This window comes from Pseudomonas macauensis, assembly GCF_047902425.1.
GTDB lineage: Bacteria > Pseudomonadota > Gammaproteobacteria > Pseudomonadales > Pseudomonadaceae > Pseudomonas.
Window position 1 is genome coordinate 4095554 of record NZ_CP138377.1, and the last position, 16200, is coordinate 4111753.

Genomic DNA, 16200 nt, shown 5'->3' on the forward strand with positions numbered 1-16200 from the left:
ATCCGACCGGTCAAATTCTTCGACCGGAGCCACGAACGCCCGTGTCCGTACTGCGCATTCCTACATTGCCGACCAGTGCCGGCAAGCAATCCTGGGGCAACCTGCCGGGCGCCGCCCTGAGCCTTGCCATTGCCGAAGCCTCAGCGTCCGCCAATCGTTTCACCCTGCTCTTGACCGCCGACAGCCAGAGCGCCGAGCGCCTGGAGCAAGAGCTGCGCTTCTTCGCTCCGGACCTGCCGGTGCTGCAGTTGCCGGACTGGGAAACCCTGCCCTACGACGTGTTCTCACCGCACCAGGACATCATTTCCCAGCGCGTCGCCACCCTTTACCAGCTCCCCGAGTTGCGCCGCGGCGTGCTGGTGGTGCCGATCACCACCGCCCTGCACCGCCTGGCGCCGGCCAAGTTCCTGCTCGGCAGCAGCCTGGTGCTGGATGTCGGCCAGAAACTCGACGTCGAGCAGATGCGCAGCCGCTTCGAGGCCGCCGGCTACCGCTACGTCGATACCGTCTATGAACACGGCGAGTTCACCGTACGCGGCGCGCTGATCGACCTGTACCCGATGGGCAGCGAGCTGCCCTACCGCATCGACCTGTTCGACGACGAAATCGAGACCCTGCGCACCTTCGACCCGGAAACCCAGCGCTCCATCGACAAGGTGGAGAGCATCCGCCTGCTGCCGGCCCGCGAGTTCCCGCTGCGCAAGGACGCGGTGACCGGTTTCCGTGGCCGCTTCCGCGAGCGTTTCGACGTCGACTACCGCCGCTGCCCGATCTACCAGGACCTGGCCAGCGGCCTGACACCCGCCGGCATCGAGTACTACATCCCGCTGTTCTTCGAAGATGGCGAGACTTCGACCCTGTTCGACTACCTGCCGCAGGACACCCAGGTGTTCTCCCTGCCGGGCATCGAGACCGCCGCCGAACAGTTCTGGACCGACGTGCGCAGCCGCTACGAGGATCGTCGTTACGACCCGGAGCGCCCGCTGCTGCCGCCGGCTGAAGTGTTCCTGCCGGTGGAAGACTGCTTCGCCCGCCTGAAGAACTGGCCGCGCGTAGTGGTCAGCGCCGAGCCGATCGACTCCGGCGTTGGCCGCGAGCGCTTCCCCGCCGAGCCGCTGCCGGAACTGGCCATCGAAGCGAAAGCCACCGAGCCGCTGGCCCGCCTGCGCCAATTCATCGAGCAGTTCGACGGGCGCATCCTGTTCACCGCCGAATCCGCCGGCCGCCGTGAGGTACTGCTGGAACTGCTGGCGCGGCTGAAGCTGCGCCCGGTGGAGGTCGAGGGCTGGCCGGGCTTCCTGAGCCACAAGGACCGCCTGGCGATCACCATCGCGCCAATGGACGAAGGCCTGCTGCTGGACGCTGACAAGGGCCAGCCGGGCATCGCCCTGATCGCCGAGAGTCCACTTTTCGGCCAGCGCGTCATGCAGCGCCGCCGCCGCGAGAAGACCCGCGACGGCGGCGAGAACGTCATCAAGAACCTCACCGAGCTGCGCGAAGGCGCGCCGGTAGTGCATATCGACCACGGCGTTGGCCGCTACATGGGCCTGATCACCCTGGAGATCGACGGCCAGCACGCCGAATTCCTCGCCCTGGAATACGCCGACGAGGCCAAGCTCTACGTGCCGGTGGCCAGCCTGCACCTGATCGCCCGCTACACCGGCAGCGACGACGCCCTGGCGCCGCTGCACCGGCTGGGCTCGGAAACCTGGCAGAAGGCCAAGCGCAAGGCGGCCGAACAGGTCCGCGACGTCGCCGCCGAGTTGCTCGACATCTATGCCCGCCGCGCCGCTCGCAAGGGCTACGCGTTCAAGGACCCGCAAGCGGACTACGCCACCTTCTCCGCCGGCTTCCCCTTCGAGGAAACCCCGGACCAGCAGACCGCCATCGAAGCGGTGGTTGCCGACATGCTCGCCGACAAGCCGATGGACCGCCTGGTCTGCGGCGACGTGGGCTTCGGCAAGACCGAAGTGGCCATGCGCGCGGCCTTCGTCGCGGTGCACAGCGGCAAGCAGGTCGCCGTGCTGGTACCCACCACCCTCCTCGCTCAGCAGCACTACAACAGCTTCCGCGACCGCTTCGCCGACTGGCCGGTGACGGTCGAGGTGATGAGCCGCTTCAAGTCGGCCAAGGAAGTCGAAGGTGCGGTGGGACAACTGGCCGAAGGCAAGGTGGACATCGTCATCGGCACCCACAAGCTGTTGCAGGACGACGTGAAGTTCAAGAACCTCGGCCTGGTCATCATCGACGAGGAACACCGCTTCGGCGTGCGCCAGAAGGAGCAGCTCAAGGCCCTGCGCAGCGAGGTGGACATCCTCACCCTCACCGCCACGCCGATCCCACGCACGCTGAACATGGCGGTCGCCGGCATGCGCGACCTGTCGATCATCGCCACGCCGCCGGCGCGCCGCCTCTCCGTGCGCACCTTCGTCATGGAAGAACAGAAGTCAGTGATCAAGGAAGCCCTGCTGCGCGAACTGCTGCGCGGCGGCCAGGTGTACTTCCTGCACAACGAAGTGAAAACCATCGAGAAGTGCGCCCGCGACCTGGCCGAGCTGGTCCCGGAGGCGCGCATCGGCATCGGCCATGGGCAGATGCACGAGCGCGAACTGGAACGGGTGATGAGCGACTTCTACCACAAGCGCTTCAACGTGCTGGTGGCCTCGACCATCATCGAGACCGGCATCGACGTGCCCAGCGCCAACACCATCCTCATCGAGCGCGCCGACAAGTTCGGCCTGGCCCAGTTGCACCAGTTGCGCGGCCGCGTTGGCCGCAGCCACCACCAGGCCTACGCCTACCTGCTCACCCCGCCGCGCAAGCAGATGACCCCGGACGCCGAGAAGCGCCTGGAAGCCATCGCCAACGCCCAGGACCTGGGCGCCGGCTTCGTGCTGGCCACCCATGACCTGGAGATCCGCGGCGCCGGCGAACTGCTCGGCGAAGGCCAGAGCGGGCAGATCCAGGCGGTGGGCTTCACCCTCTACATGGAAATGCTCGAACGTGCGGTGAAAGCCATCCGCAAGGGTGAGCAGCCGAACCTGGAACAGCCGCTGGGCGGCGGCCCGGATATCAACCTGCGGGTGCCGGCGCTGATCCCCGAGGACTACCTGCCTGACGTCCACGGTCGCCTGATCCTCTACAAGCGCATCGCCAACGCCCTCGACGAAGACGGCCTGCGCGAGTTGCAGGTGGAAATGATCGACCGCTTCGGCCTGCTGCCGGAGCCGGCAAAGAACCTGATACGCCTGACACTGCTCAAATTGCAGGCGGAAAAGCTCGGCATCGTGAAGGTAGATGCCGGCCCCCAGGGAGGCCGGGTAGAATTCGCCGCCGATACCTGCGTCGACCCGCTGGTGCTGATCAAGATGATCCAGAGCCAGCCCAATCGCTACAAGTTCGAAGGGGCCACCCTCTTCAAGTTCCAGGTGCCCATGGAGCGCCCGGAAGAACGGTTCAACACGCTGGAAGCGCTGCTCGAGCGCCTCACGCCACAGACTCACTAAGGACCCCGTGCAATGCGCCTGTTCCAACCCCTGCTGCTGTCCCTGGCACTGCTCTCGCCGGCGGCCTTCGCCGAGCCCTACCAGGTGGAGCTGATTCTCTTCCAGCAATCCGGCGACGCCGTGTTCGCCAGCCGTCCCGCTCCCGATGACTGGGCCAAGGGCGCGCAGCCGCCGGGCCCGGACAGCTCGCGCCCCACAGCGATGGACGCACAGGTCGCCAAGCTCAAGCAGAACGAAGGCTTCCAGGTCCTGATGCACAAGGCCTGGCGCCAGGAGATCGATGCCAATCCGGTGAAGATCTCCCTGACCGAGGGCCAGAAACAGGACGGCCACTTCCCGGTGGAAGGCACCGTCACCCTCAGCCAGCAGCGCTTCGTGAACACCCAGACCGACTTCTGGATCAACCAGTTCAGCGCCGACGGCCTGCTCGCCGCCAGCCAGCACATGGTCCAGGAAGCCAGCCTGAAGAACAGCGTGCTGACCTACCTCGACCACCCGAGCCTGGGCATGCTGATCAAGGTCAGCCCGCTCAACGCCCGTCCTTCCTCGCCGCCGCCCGGCATGGAAGACGTAGCGCCCACCGGCCCGGACGCGCAGCAGCAGCCGGCTCCCGCCGCCCCGGCCGACGGTGGCTTCGACGCTCCGCCGCCGGCGCAACCCAGCCAGCAATAAGGCCTGAAAAAGGCCGCGCCATGGTCCCGTTCGCCGCGCATCTGCAACGCATCCCCTGGCGCCGCCTCTTCCCGGCGATCACGCTGGTAAGGGGCGAGGCCTATGCCCGGGAAGGTCGGGCGAGCGTCCTGCGCCTCACCGACCGCTCTCTGGAGGGGCTCTGCCAGGGTTCCGGAAATCGCCGCTATCGCCAACGGATCAATCTTTCCAGAAGCGGCGACACCGTCGATTGCCAGTGCGATTGTCCGGTCGGCTTCGACTGCAAGCATTGTGTCGCCCTGTTGCTGCATCTACTGGACGAACAAGCCGCCAGCGCGGATATCACACCCAAGCCCATCGCCAAACCTGCCCAGCCGCCAGCCAGCCGCTTGTCGCGAGAGCTGGAGACCTGGCTGAAACAGGCGCCCGCAGCGCTCAAGGCGCAGCCGGAACCCCGGAAACCCTACGGCGGCCCACTGTATTACCGGCTGAGCAAAGGCGGCCGGATTTTCATTCATACCGCACAGCGCGATGAAAACGGCCATCTGCTGGGCCATCCACGTATCGTATCGATCGCCTTTGCCCTGGGCCGAGGCGTCACCGAGCAGGACCAGCGCATCCTGCTTCGCGCCCTGGGCGTTGCGGGCGTACAGCCGCACCACAATGAAGTGACGTTGCTCGGCCAGGATGGCAGCGAACTGTTGGAGATGATCCTGCGCGGCGGCCAACTGATCCTGGAACTCGAAAACCCTTCCAGCCAACTGCAACTGGGTGCGGAACTGCCCGCCCGGCTCGCCTGGCATCCCCGTGACGATGGACACTTCACCGTCAGTTGGGAGACCGATGCAACCCCAAAACCGCAGCTGCTGACCCAGCTGACACCGCCCTGGTACGTCGATCGACAGCTCTTGCGCGCCGGCCCCCTACGCCACGACCTGCCGGATGCCCTGGCCAGCTACTTGGCAAGCGCGCCGCCAATCCCGCCACACGAGGCCACGCTCTTCAGCCTGCAACTGAAAGCCCTGGCGCCCCAGGCACCGCTACCCGTCGCCAGTCAGGAGCGCCAACTGGAGATCCAGCCCGTGCCGCACCTGCGGCTGAACACCGTGCACGACAGGATCTACGGCGACGAAGATGAGCACCAGGCCTGCCTGGTCTTCGCTTATGGCAAGCACCAGGTCCATGGCCCTGTGCGCAGCGGCCAGCCAATTCGCTATCTGGAAGACGACACCTTCGTCGTCATCGAGCGGCAACCCAAGGCGGAGCAGGTGCTGCGCAAGACACTGCAGAAGCTGGGCCTGAAGAAACTCGACAAGTCCTCCACGCCCTACGAGCTGGAGGACCGCTACGAATGCTACCGGCCCACCGACAACGCGCAGTGGGGACCCATCGTCCAGCAACTACCAAGTCTTCGCGCTCAAGGCTGGGTGATCGAAATCGCCCCGGACTTCCCCTTCGACTTCAGCGAAGTCGAGGACTGGTACGTCCAGATCGAAGAACAGCCCGGCCACGCCTGGTTCGACCTGGAGCTGGGGATCGTGGTCGACGGCCAGCAGGTCAGCTTGCTGCACCCACTCCTGGAGCTGATCCGGAAAAGTCCGCCCGTACTGCGCAACGGTGCTGACGACGCCGAACTCCCCATCCGCCTCGACGCCCGGCGCCAGGCGGATGGCAAGCCGCTGACCGTGAACCTGCCCGTAGCCCGCGTGCGAGCCATGCTCCAGTTGCTGCAAGGACTGCTGCTGAGCAATCTGCAGCGTGACGGTACTCGCCTGCAAATCCCCAACACCGATGCCAGCCTGCTGACCCAGCTCGACAAGCACCCGCTGCGCTGGCAAGGCGGAGAGCACCTGCTGCGCCTCGCCCGGCGCCTGCGGGATTATCACCAGCAACCCTGCGCGGCGCCGGACGGCCTGCAGGCGGAATTGCGTCCCTACCAGTTGCAAGGCCTCGCCTGGATGCAGGCGCTGCGCGAACTGGAGCTGGGCGGAATCCTTGGCGACGACATGGGGCTGGGCAAGACCCTGCAGGTGCTGGCCCACCTTCTCACGGAAAAACGCGCCGGACGCCTGGACCGTCCCGCCCTGGTACTGATGCCCACCAGCCTGGTGGCCAACTGGCAGGACGAAATCGCCCGCTTCGCCCCGGAGCTGCGCGTACTCACCCTGCATGGCAGCGAACGCCACCAGCACTTCGATGACCTCGCGCAATACGACCTGTTGCTCAGCACCTATGCCCTGCTCCCCCGGGACATCGAGGCGCTGTCCGCGCAACCGCTGCATCTGGTGGTGTTCGACGAGGCGCAATACCTGAAGAATGCCAGCAGCAAATCAGCCCAGGCCGCCGCCCGCCTCGATGCCCGGCAACGCCTGTGCCTGACCGGCACGCCACTGGAAAACCACCTTGGCGAACTGTGGTCGCTGTTCAACCTGGTGATGCCGGGCTGGCTGGGCGATGCGCGCCATTTTGCGCGCCTGTACCGCCACCCCATCGAAAAGGCCGGCGACAGCCAGCGCCTGGCGCACCTGAACGCGCGCATCAAGCCCTTCCTGCTGCGCCGCCGCAAGGACCAGGTCGCCACCGAACTGCCGCCCAAGAGCGAGATCACCCACCGGGTGGAGCTCGACGAACGTCAACGCGACCTCTACGAGACCGTGCGCCTGGCCATGGACCGCAAGGTCCGCGAGGAAATACGCCGGAAGGGGCTGGCGAGCAGTCAGATCGTCGTGCTCGACGCCCTGCTCAAGCTGCGCCAGGTCTGCTGCGACCCGCGCCTGTTGCAGCCGGACGTGCCAGCGGCCCATTCGGGCAAGCTGAGTGCCCTGCTGGAGATGCTCGACGAACTCCTCGCCGAAGGACGTCGTGTCCTGCTCTTCTCGCAGTTCACCTCGATGCTCGAACTGATCCAGGCGCAGTTGCAGGCGCGGAACATTTCTTACGCCCTCCTCACCGGCGAGACCCGCGATCGTCGCGCACCGGTGAAGGAGTTTCAGGAAGGCCGCGTACCGCTATTCCTGATCAGCCTGAAGGCTGGCGGCACCGGCCTGAACCTCACCGCCGCCGACACCGTGATCCACTACGACCCCTGGTGGAACCCGGCCGTGGAACAGCAGGCCACCGACCGCGCCTACCGCATCGGTCAGGACAAGCCGGTGTTCGTCTACAAGCTGATCGCCCGCGGCACCCTGGAAGAAAAGATCCAGCAACTGCAGGCACGCAAGGCAGCACTGGCCGCCGGCGTACTGGAAGATGGCAAGAACACCGGCCTGCAATTGCAGGAGAGCGATATCGACGCGCTCTTCGCCCCCTTGCCGAAACCGTAGGGCGTACAACCGTTCGCGGTTGTACGCCGTTACGCCTTGTCCCACCATAGGCGCCTGGGCCGAACTCTGAGTGCTCTGGCAGCAAGGCCAATCGGCGTATAACGTCGAACGTTATACGCCCTACGCCCGGGACACTTCCGTTTCCAGCGAACGCACGAGCGACGCTTCACTATGAACAGTCCCCTCTCCCGCTTGCGGGAGAGGGTTAGGGTGAGGGGCTTTTGATCTCGTAGAAGCGACGGCGGCGTCCAGCCCTTGTCCGCTAAAGCCCGATCGTCAGCTCACCAACACGCGCCCCAGCACCTCACGCACCTTGCCGATGCCTTCGTGCAGCGCCTGCTCGATCTCGGCCATGGTGATGATCCCGCTGGACTTGCCGGCCGCCGGGTTCACCACCAGCGACAGGCAGGCATAGGGCAGTTCCAGCTCGCGGGCCAGCGCGGCTTCAGGCATACCGGTCATGCCGACGATATCGCAACCGTCGCGCTCCAGTTTGGCGATCTCCGCCACGGTTTCCAGGCGCGGCCCCTGGGTCGCCGCATAGACGCCATGGCTGCTGTGCGGATAGCCCAGCGTCTGCAGCGCGGCGATCAGCTTCTGGCGCAGCGGCTCGTCATAGGGATGGCTGAAATCGATGTGGGTGACATGGTCGATATCACCGGCGAAGTAGGTGTGCTCGCGCCCCCAGGTGTAATCGACGATCTGGTGCGGCACGCAGAGATGGCCACTGCCCATGGCCGCATGGATACCGCCCACCGCATTGACCGCCAGCACCGCCTCGGCGCCGGCCTGCTGCAACGCCCAGAGGTTGGCGCGGTAGTTCACCTGATGCGGCGGGAAGCGATGCGGATGGCCGTGGCGAGCCAGGAACAGCACCTCACGGCCGGCGAATTCACCGCGCTGGATGGCTGCCGAGGGCTCGCCGTAGGGGGTATCCAGTGCGGTGGAGTCCTTCAGAGTCAGGCCTTCCAATTGGGTCAGGCCGGTGCCGCCGATGATGGCGTAGACAGTCATGGCAAATCCTTAGTCGATCAATTGTGCGGCGCGCAGTTCGCCGACGGCCTGCTGCCAGCGCGGCAGCTGCTTGTATTCGGTGCCCGGCCAGGCCTTGGCACGCATGCGTTGCAGACGCTGCGGCGCAGTCACCTTCAGGCGCTGCAGGGCGCTCAGGGCGAGTTCGGCGGAAGCGCGGTCGTTGCACACCAGGCCCATGTCGCAGCCAGCGCTCAGCGCGGCCTCGATACGATTGGCGGCGTCGCCCACCACATGGGCACCGGCCATCGACAGGTCGTCGCTGAAGATCACCCCGTCGAAGCCCAGTTCGCCGCGCAGGATCTCCTGCAGCCAGCGACGGGAGAAGCCAGCGGGGTTCGGATCGACCTGCGGGTAGATCACGTGGGCCGGCATCAGGGCATCCAGCTCGCCGGACAGGCGCTGGAACGGCACCAGGTCCACCGCGCGGATCTGCTCCAGCGTGCGCTCGTCTTCCGGGATGCCCACGTGGGAATCCACTTCCGCCCAGCCGTGACCGGGGAAGTGCTTGCCGGTGGCGGCCATGCCGGCGGCGTGCATGCCGCGAATGAAGGCGCCGGCCAGCGCGACCGCGCGCTCCGGGTTGCCCTCGAAGGCGCGGCTGCCGACCACGGCGCTGCGCTGGTGGTCCAGGTCCAGCACCGGGGCAAAGCTCAGGTCCAGCCCTACCGCCAGCACCTCGGTCGCCATCAGCCAGCCGCACTGCTCGGCCAGTCGCTCGGCATTGGCGTTATCAGCAATGGCGCGCATCGCCGGCAGACGCAGGAAACCCTGGCGCAGGCGCTGCACGCGGCCACCCTCCTGGTCCACCGCCAGCAGCAGGTCGGGGCGCACCGCGCGGATGGCCGCCATCAGCTCGCGAACCTGGCGCGGCGATTCGATGTTGCGGGCGAAGATGATCAGCCCACCCACTTCCGGGTGGCGCAGGATCTGGCGGTCCTCGGCGGTGAGCCAGGTACCGCCGATGTCGAGCATCAGGGAGCCTTGCATGTGCATTCCTTAATTAACCTGTGCCGCTTGCCACTGCGGGCAGGCGGCCTCTTCGATACGGACCCGGCAATGGAGGGGAACCCGGGGAAAGAGTTCCAGCAGATCGTCATTGCGCAGGCGGATACAGCCATGGGACAGCGGCACGCCCATGGGCTCACAGTCAGGCGTGCCGTGCAGGTAGATGTAACGGCGGAAGGTATCGACCTCGCCCATCCGGTTACGCCCCGCCTCGCATCCGCTGAGCCAGAGGATGCGCGTAAGAATCCAGTCGCGGCCGGGAAACTCATCGTGCAGCGCCGGGCTCCAGACCTCGCCGGTCCAGCGCCGGCCCTTGAGCACCGCGCCCCTGGGCAGGCCGTCGCCGATACGCGCGCGAACCTGGTGCAGGCCACGCGGCGTGCAACCGGAGCCGCTCCGCTCGCCTGCACCATTGGCCGCCGTGGAGATCGGCAGGCGCACGCGCAGCTGCTCCCCGGCAAAGCCGTAGAGCATCTGATCGGACAGGGAAATATGGAGGAGATCGAGGTCAGCCATGGCTGGCTACTTTAGCCGATCAGGCCTGCACCGCCCAGCGCGATGCCGGGCGTCGTTCAGACCTTGGCTGGTGCGGCGCTCGACTTGTTACGCGGCTTGAGCTGCGCACCCGCCAGCGAAGGATCGCTGACACCGCTGTCGGCGCGCATCCCGGCGGCCAGGAACGGCACCATCAGGCGCATCACCTGCTCGATGGAGGTATTCACGCCGAAGTCGTTCTCGGCCATGGCGCGCAGCGCCTTGATACCGGACATGCTGAATACCGCGGTACCCAGCATGAAGTGCACACGCCAGAACAGCTCCAGCGGCGGCAGACGCGGAGCGGCTTCGTGCACCAACAGCATGTAGCGACGGAATACCTTGCCGTAGACTTCTTCGAGGTATTTGCGCAGGTGGCCCTGGCTCTGACTGAAAGCCAGACCGAGCAGGCGCATGAAGATGGACAGGTCATTGCCGCTGCGCGGCTTCACTGCCATGGCCTGGACGACCAGCAGCTCCAGCAGCTCTTCCAGGGTGGCGCGCGGCGCATCAGGCTTGGCCTGGCGGCGGTCCAGCTCCTTTTCGAGACTCATGCAGAACGGGCCGAGGAAGCGCGAGAAGACCGCCTGGATCAGCGCCTTCTTCGAGCCGAAGTGATAGTTCACCGCCGCGAGGTTCACCCCCGCCTTGCTGGTGATCAGACGCAAAGAAGTCTCAGCGAAGCCTTTCTCCGCGAACAGCTGTTCCGCAGCATCCAGGATGCGTTCGACGGTTTCCGACTGGGCCATGGCTACTCCGCCTGACAAACACTTGTTTGAAACATACGTTTCAGCCTCGCGCATTGTCAAGCAAAGTGCGACCGATTGTTAACAAAAACATGGGCAATGCGACGAGGTGACTTCAATTTCAGCAAGACGCTTGCCAGCCCGCACAGGTTACATCCTCGACCGCTACGCCGACAGCCGTGCGAAATTAGTCATTGCCAGGGCGCCTTCACTGTATATAATTCCAGTCACTGTATAAAAAGCCAGAGTATGGACATGCTGAAGCTGACGCCGCGCCAAGCCGAGATTCTCGCTTTCATCAAACGCTGCCTGGAAGACAACGGCTATCCGCCCACCCGCGCGGAAATCGCCCAGGAGCTCGGCTTCAAATCGCCCAACGCCGCCGAGGAGCATCTCAAAGCCCTCGCCCGTAAAGGCGCGATCGAGATGACCCCGGGTGCCTCCCGCGGCATCCGCATCCCCGGCTTCGAACCCAAGGCCGCCGCCAACGAAGACGAACTGCCGATCATCGGTCGCGTCGCCGCCGGCGCTCCGATCCTCGCCGAGCAGAACGTCGACGACACCTGCCGCATCAACCCCACCTTCTTCAACCCGCCGGCCGACTACCTGCTGCGCGTACGCGGGCAAAGCATGAAGGACGTCGGCATCCTCGACGGCGACCTGCTCGCCGTGCACGTCACCCGCGAAGCGCGCAACGGCCAGATCGTGGTCGCCCGCCTCGGCGAGGAAGTCACGGTAAAGCGCTTCAAGCGCGAAGGCAGCAAGGTCTGGCTGATCGCCGAGAACCCCGAGTTCGCCCCCATCGAAGTCGACCTCAAGGAACAGGAACTGGTCATCGAAGGCTTGAGCGTCGGCGTGATCCGTCGCTGAACAGGAGATATCCATGCAGTACCCGCAGCCGCTGAACCTGCCGCAACTCCCGCTGTTCCAGGAAGCACTCTGGGCGAGCGGTACTGCTCCTTTGCTTCCGGAGCTGATGGAAGACGAACCCGCCGACGACGAGAGCGCCTTCAGCGAGATCGCCCTGCGCGGCCTCCCCGGCCAGTGCCTGACGCTGCTGGCGCCGATGCTCCGCGAGTTGAGCGAGGAAAGCGATTCCCGCTGGCTGACGCTGATCGCCCCGCCCTCCAGCCTGACCCCGGACTGGCTGCGCAAGGCCGGCCTGAACCGCGAGCGCATCCTGCTGCTGCCGGCGCGCGACCAGGCAGCCGCCCAAGCCCTGGCCTGCGAAGCGCTGCGCCTGGGCAACAGTCATACGGTAGTGAGCTGGCTGAATCTCAACGCCAAGGCGCGCACGCAACTGTCCCGCGCCGCCGTTGCCGGTCAAGCGCAGAGTCTGAATATTCGTCTGGGATGAGGGAGAGGCTTCGCCGCGAACGCCGCGAAGCCGGAACGAGCCTTAGTGAAGAACGCGCGGACCTTCGTCGTCCATGCTCATGTCGCCACCTTCGGCGAGACGGCCGGCCATCTGCACGCCGACATTGAACATCGCCTTGGCGATTTCGATGTGCTGACCCTGCAGGAACCCTTTGGCGTCAGCGGAGAATTCCAGGGTCACCAGCGACTCCTCATCATCCGCGCGACGCAGCACGATACGCCCGTCAGGCAGCTCTACGATTTCCAGAAATGAGGTTGGCATAGCGAAGGTTCTCCACAGCAGAACCCGTAGTGTAACAGTCACATTCGCTACACCCTAGCGCAACATTCCGCCAGCCGACCGGACGGTCGCAGCTCTGCGTATCAGAGCACCAATCAGAGCTCGGTCAGCGATGCGCGGAAGCGCAGCACCAGCTCTTTCAGGGATTTGCGCCAGGCTTCGAGCTCTTCGTTGCCCAGTTCGACCGGTGCCTCTTCATCGACATTCACCGCCTGGATCAGCGGCTGGGTCGGATCGACCTTGGCTTTTTTCGGCTCGCTCGGCGGCTGGAACAAGGCGGCGTAGGCAGCCAGCAGGCGACCCAGCCAAGCTTCCGGCGATTGCGCCAGCTCGACCATTTCCGCCAGCTCCGGGCTCGGGGCGGCGGCCAGCACTTCGGCGTTCAGGAGCATCTCGACGCGCGGCGCACCGGCCTGGGGCAAGCGGTAGTAGCCGGCAATCTCATGGGCCACGCCCAGAACCGCACCGTAAAGGTGAAACAGCGCCGCTTCGCGCTCGGCCTGGATACGCGCCTGGGCGTTCATCGCGCGCGCCGCTTCGGCATTGCGCCAGGCTTCCAGGGCGAGGCCGGCGAAGAACAGCTTCTGGTTGGTGCGGGTATAGAGTTCGTTCGCCATGGCCAGGCCCTCCTGCATTACACGTCGGCAGTATAAGCACGCCCCGCCTCAGCGGGGCGCGCCTTCCATCAGCGCTTGTCTTCGACCTTCCACTTGCCGCCGTCGAAGAACGCACGCCAGCCGGTGGGCTTGCCTTCGACCTCGGACTGTACGTACTGCTCCTTGGTCTTGCGGCTGAAGCGGATTACCGCCGGGCGGCCATCCGGGTCTTTCGCCGGAGCGGCGAGCAGGAAGTGGTACTTCGGGTCCAGCTCGTCCTTGTGCGGCACCAGCTCGCTGACCAGCGGAGCGCGGGTCTCGCGGTTCTTCGGGAACTGGCTGGCGGCCAGGAACAGGCCGGAAGCGCCGTCACGCAGCACGTAGATGTCGTCCACCTTCTCGCACTTGAGCTCCGGCATGCGGATGGCGTCCATCTTCGGCGGCGCAGGCTCGCCGTTCTTCAGCAGCTTGCGGGTGTTCTTGCAGGTCGGGTTGGTGCAGCCGAAGAACTTGCCGAAGCGGCCGGTCTTGAGCTGCATCTCGCTGCCGCACTTGTCGCATTCCAGGCTCGGACCTTCGTAGCCCTTGATGCGGTACTGGCCTTCTTCGATTTCGTAGCCGGCGCAATCCGGGTTGTTGCCGCAGATATGCAGCTTGCGCTTCTCGTCGACCAGGTAGGCGTCCATCGCGGTGCTGCAGATCGGGCAGCGGTGCTTGCCACGCAGTACACGGGATTCGGATTCGCCTTCGTCATCCGCGGCGATTTCATCGCCCGGAATCAGGTTGATCGTGGCCTTGCAGCGCTCTTTCGGCGGCAGGCTGTAGCCCGAGCAGCCGAGGAACACGCCGGTGGAGGCGGTACGGATCATCATTGGCCGACCGCACTCACGGCAGGGGATGTCGGTCAGGGTCGGCTGGTTGGCGCGCATGCCGTCGTTGGCGGCTTCGGCCAGGTCGAGCTTCTTGCGGAAGTCGCCATAGAACTCGTCCAGCAGGTGTTTCCAGTCGCGCTCGCCCTGGGCCACGTCATCGAGGTGCTCTTCCATGCCGGCGGTGAAGCCGTAGTCCATCAGGTTGGAGAAGCTCTCGTTGAGGCGGTCGGTGACGATGTCGCCCATCTTTTCCGCGTAGAAGCGGCGGTTGTGGGTGGTGACGTAGCCGCGCTCCTGGATGGTGGAGATGATCGCCGCGTAGGTGGACGGACGGCCGATGCCGCGCTTTTCCAGCTCCTTGACCAGGCTGGCTTCGGAGAAGCGCGCCGGCGGTTTGGTGAAGTGCTGGCTCGGATCGAGCTTGAGCAGCTTCATGGCCTCGCCCTGGTTCATCTCCGGCAGGACATCGTCCTCGCCCGGCTTGCTCTGCTGCGGCAGCACCTTGGTGTAACCGTCAAACTTGAGGATGCGGCCCTTGGCGCGCAGCTCGAAGTCACCGGCGGCGACGCTGACGGTGGTGGACAGGTATTCGGCCGGCGGCATCTGGCAGGCCACGAACTGGCGCCAGATCAGGTCGTACAAGCGCTCGGCATCGCGCTCCATGCCCGACAGCTGGGTCGGACGCAGGTTGACGTCGGAAGGACGAATCGCTTCGTGCGCTTCCTGGGCGCCTTCCTTGCTGGAGTAGAAGTTCGGCTTGGCCGGCAGGTATTTCTTGCCGAACTCGCTGTCGATGAAGCCGCGCACCATGTCGATGGCGTCGGCCGACAGGTTGGTCGAGTCGGTACGCATATAGGTGATGTAGCCCGCCTCGTAGAGACGCTGGGCCATCATCATGGTCTTCTTCACCCCGAAGCCCAGGCGGTTGCTCGCGGCCTGCTGCAGGGTGGAGGTGATGAACGGCGCCGAGGGCTTGCTGGAGGTCGGCTTGTCCTCGCGCTTGGAGACGCTGTAGCTGGACGCCTTGAGCTTCTCCAGGGCGGCCATGGCCTGGGCCTCGTTCAGCGGCTTGAAGGCTTCGCCCTTCTCGCGCACCACTTCGAAGCGGACCTTGTCGTTCTTCGGCGTGCCGAGGTCGGCATGCACTTCCCAGTATTCCTCGGGGACGAAGGCGCGGATCTCGCGCTCGCGCTCCACCACCAGCTTCACGGCGACGGATTGCACGCGGCCAGCGGACAGGCCACGGGCGATCTTGGCCCACAGCAGCGGCGAGACCATGTAGCCCACCACGCGGTCGAGGAAGCGGCGCGCCTGCTGGGCATTCACGCGGTTGATGTCCAGCTCGCCGGGCTGGGAGAAGGCCTCCTGGATGGCCTTCTTGGTGATTTCGTTGAAGACCACGCGCTTGTAGCGCGAGTCGTCGCCGCCGATAGCCTCGCGCAGGTGCCAGGCAATGGCCTCCCCTTCGCGGTCCAAGTCGGTTGCGAGATAGATGGTGTCGGCATCCTTGGCCAGGCGGCGCAGTTCCTCGATCACCTTTTCCTTGCCGGGCAGGATCTCGTACTTGGCCTTCCAGCCGTGCTCCGGGTCGACGCCCATGCGGGTGAAGAGCTGGCGCTTGGCCTTCTCCTTTGGCGACAGGGCCGGTGCCTCGGCAGCGGTCTTGCGTCCTTTGGCCGCAGGCTCCTTCGAAGCGGAAGAGCCGCTGGTGGGCAGGTCGCGGATATGGCCGATGCTCGACTTCACCACGTACTGGTTGCCCAGGTACTTGTTGATGGTCTTGGCCTTGGCCGGTGATTCCACGATGACCAGCGATTTACCCATGGATCGGAAGATTCCTGCGTCGAAAAGATGAATTAATAAGGAGGGAGGCGCTTGGAGCGGCACCGCTATATATAGTGGCGGTCACGCCAAGGTCAAGCTTGGGTTTCGCCGGACGGACCGCTCTGGAGACCCAGCGGATCATTTTCCACGCTGACCAGGGCGAAGCGCGGAACCTTCTCGCCGTTCACTTCCACCGCCTCGGTGAACATGCTCAGCGGACGCACCCAAAGGCCGAACTCACCGTACAACGCCTGGTAGATCACCAGCGCTTCCTCGGTCTCGGAATGCCGTGCCACGCCGAGCACACGGTACTGCTGCCCCTTGTAGTGTCGATACAGTCCGGTCTGCAGTTGCATGGGTCGTCCTCTTGCGGCTGGCAGAAAAAAGGCCGCGATTGTCCACGTTGCCCTCGCCCCCGGCAACTCCCACCGGGCAGGGCTGAAAAACAAAA

At 65.2% G+C, this 16200-nt stretch carries 13 protein-coding genes; 5 read left to right on the forward strand and 8 right to left on the reverse strand.

All coding sequences use genetic code 11. The features are described from left to right. The first annotated feature begins 41 nt into the window (after positions 1-41). The 3 genes from mfd to SD196_RS18775 are packed head-to-tail and all read left to right on the forward strand — an operon-like array spanning position 42 to position 7480. On the forward strand, positions 42-3506 hold the full coding sequence (mfd, locus tag SD196_RS18765) for a transcription-repair coupling factor (protein ID WP_331319882.1): 3465 nt from the start codon (positions 42-44) through the stop codon (positions 3504-3506). 12 nt (positions 3507-3518) lie between these two features. Next, a complete protein-coding gene (locus SD196_RS18770; protein ID WP_416310540.1) occupies positions 3519-4178 on the forward strand; it encodes a CsiV family protein in 660 nt (219 codons plus the stop codon). A 20-nt stretch (positions 4179-4198) separates the two neighbouring features. Next, entirely contained in the window at positions 4199-7480 is a 3282-nt protein-coding gene (locus SD196_RS18775) for an SNF2-related protein (RefSeq protein WP_416310541.1), read from the forward strand. 276 nt (positions 7481-7756) lie between these two features. Here the strand turns inward: SD196_RS18775 and SD196_RS18780 are convergent, their stop codons facing one another. The 4 genes from SD196_RS18780 to SD196_RS18795 are packed head-to-tail and all read right to left on the reverse strand — an operon-like array spanning position 7757 to position 10803. Beyond that, positions 7757-8494, reverse strand: a complete 738-nt coding sequence (locus tag SD196_RS18780) for an S-methyl-5'-thioinosine phosphorylase (protein WP_416310542.1) — start codon at positions 8492-8494, stop codon at positions 7757-7759. A 9-nt stretch (positions 8495-8503) separates the two neighbouring features. After that, on the reverse strand, positions 8504-9502 hold the full coding sequence (gene nagZ, locus SD196_RS18785; RefSeq protein WP_416310543.1) for a beta-N-acetylhexosaminidase: 999 nt from the start codon (positions 9500-9502) through the stop codon (positions 8504-8506). A gap of 9 nt (positions 9503-9511) precedes the next feature. Then, entirely contained in the window at positions 9512-10036 is a 525-nt protein-coding gene (locus SD196_RS18790) for a L,D-transpeptidase family protein (RefSeq protein WP_416310544.1), read from the reverse strand. Positions 10037-10092: 56 nt separating this feature from the next. Next, entirely contained in the window at positions 10093-10803 is a 711-nt protein-coding gene (locus tag SD196_RS18795) for a TetR/AcrR family transcriptional regulator (RefSeq protein WP_275611003.1), read from the reverse strand. Positions 10804-11055: 252 nt separating this feature from the next. Here SD196_RS18795 and lexA point away from each other — a divergent pair, with 252 nt between their 5' ends. Both lexA and sulA read left to right on the forward strand, forming a co-directional pair. Further along, on the forward strand, positions 11056-11670 hold the full coding sequence (lexA, locus tag SD196_RS18800) for a transcriptional repressor LexA (RefSeq protein ID WP_331319887.1): 615 nt from the start codon (positions 11056-11058) through the stop codon (positions 11668-11670). A 13-nt stretch (positions 11671-11683) separates the two neighbouring features. Beyond that, positions 11684-12157, forward strand: coding sequence for an SOS-induced cell division inhibitor SulA (gene sulA / locus SD196_RS18805; RefSeq protein WP_275611001.1), 474 nt, complete (start codon positions 11684-11686; stop codon positions 12155-12157). Positions 12158-12199: 42 nt separating this feature from the next. Here sulA and SD196_RS18810 read toward each other — a convergent pair whose 3' ends face one another. The 4 genes from SD196_RS18810 to SD196_RS18825 all read right to left on the reverse strand — a co-directional run bounded on the left by SD196_RS18810 (position 12200) and on the right by SD196_RS18825 (position 16105). Continuing rightward, a complete protein-coding gene (locus SD196_RS18810) occupies positions 12200-12439 on the reverse strand; it encodes a hypothetical protein (RefSeq protein WP_275611000.1) in 240 nt (79 codons plus the stop codon). Positions 12440-12552: 113 nt separating this feature from the next. Beyond that, positions 12553-13074 carry a DUF6586 family protein gene (locus tag SD196_RS18815; RefSeq protein ID WP_370599787.1) on the reverse strand — a complete coding sequence of 174 codons (522 nt, stop codon included), beginning with the start codon at positions 13072-13074 and terminating at the stop codon, positions 12553-12555. 68 nt (positions 13075-13142) lie between these two features. After that, positions 13143-15749 carry a type I DNA topoisomerase gene (gene topA / locus SD196_RS18820; RefSeq protein WP_343572742.1) on the reverse strand — a complete coding sequence of 869 codons (2607 nt, stop codon included), beginning with the start codon at positions 15747-15749 and terminating at the stop codon, positions 13143-13145. 92 nt (positions 15750-15841) lie between these two features. Beyond that, positions 15842-16105 carry a DUF1653 domain-containing protein gene (locus SD196_RS18825; RefSeq protein WP_275610997.1) on the reverse strand — a complete coding sequence of 88 codons (264 nt, stop codon included), beginning with the start codon at positions 16103-16105 and terminating at the stop codon, positions 15842-15844. Positions 16106-16200: the final 95 nt, after the last annotated feature.

Bases quoted from the DNA above. Each gene is read 5' to 3' on its own strand.
- SD196_RS18770 (WP_416310540.1), top strand. From the start codon at position 3,519: ATGCGCCTGTTCCAACCCCTGCTGCTGTCCCTGGCACTGCTCTCGCCG.
- SD196_RS18775 (WP_416310541.1), top strand. From the start codon at position 4,199: ATGGTCCCGTTCGCCGCGCATCTGCAACGCATCCCCTGGCGCCGCCTC.
- SD196_RS18780 (WP_416310542.1), bottom strand. From the start codon at position 8,494: ATGACTGTCTACGCCATCATCGGCGGCACCGGCCTGACCCAATTGGAA.
- nagZ (WP_416310543.1), bottom strand. From the start codon at position 9,502: ATGCAAGGCTCCCTGATGCTCGACATCGGCGGTACCTGGCTCACCGCC.
- SD196_RS18790 (WP_416310544.1), bottom strand. From the start codon at position 10,036: ATGGCTGACCTCGATCTCCTCCATATTTCCCTGTCCGATCAGATGCTC.
- SD196_RS18795 (WP_275611003.1), bottom strand. From the start codon at position 10,803: ATGGCCCAGTCGGAAACCGTCGAACGCATCCTGGATGCTGCGGAACAG.
- lexA (WP_331319887.1), top strand. From the start codon at position 11,056: ATGCTGAAGCTGACGCCGCGCCAAGCCGAGATTCTCGCTTTCATCAAA.
- sulA (WP_275611001.1), top strand. From the start codon at position 11,684: ATGCAGTACCCGCAGCCGCTGAACCTGCCGCAACTCCCGCTGTTCCAG.
- SD196_RS18810 (WP_275611000.1), bottom strand. From the start codon at position 12,439: ATGCCAACCTCATTTCTGGAAATCGTAGAGCTGCCTGACGGGCGTATC.
- SD196_RS18815 (WP_370599787.1), bottom strand. From the start codon at position 13,074: ATGGCGAACGAACTCTATACCCGCACCAACCAGAAGCTGTTCTTCGCC.
- topA (WP_343572742.1), bottom strand. From the start codon at position 15,749: ATGGGTAAATCGCTGGTCATCGTGGAATCACCGGCCAAGGCCAAGACC.
- SD196_RS18825 (WP_275610997.1), bottom strand. From the start codon at position 16,105: ATGCAACTGCAGACCGGACTGTATCGACACTACAAGGGGCAGCAGTAC.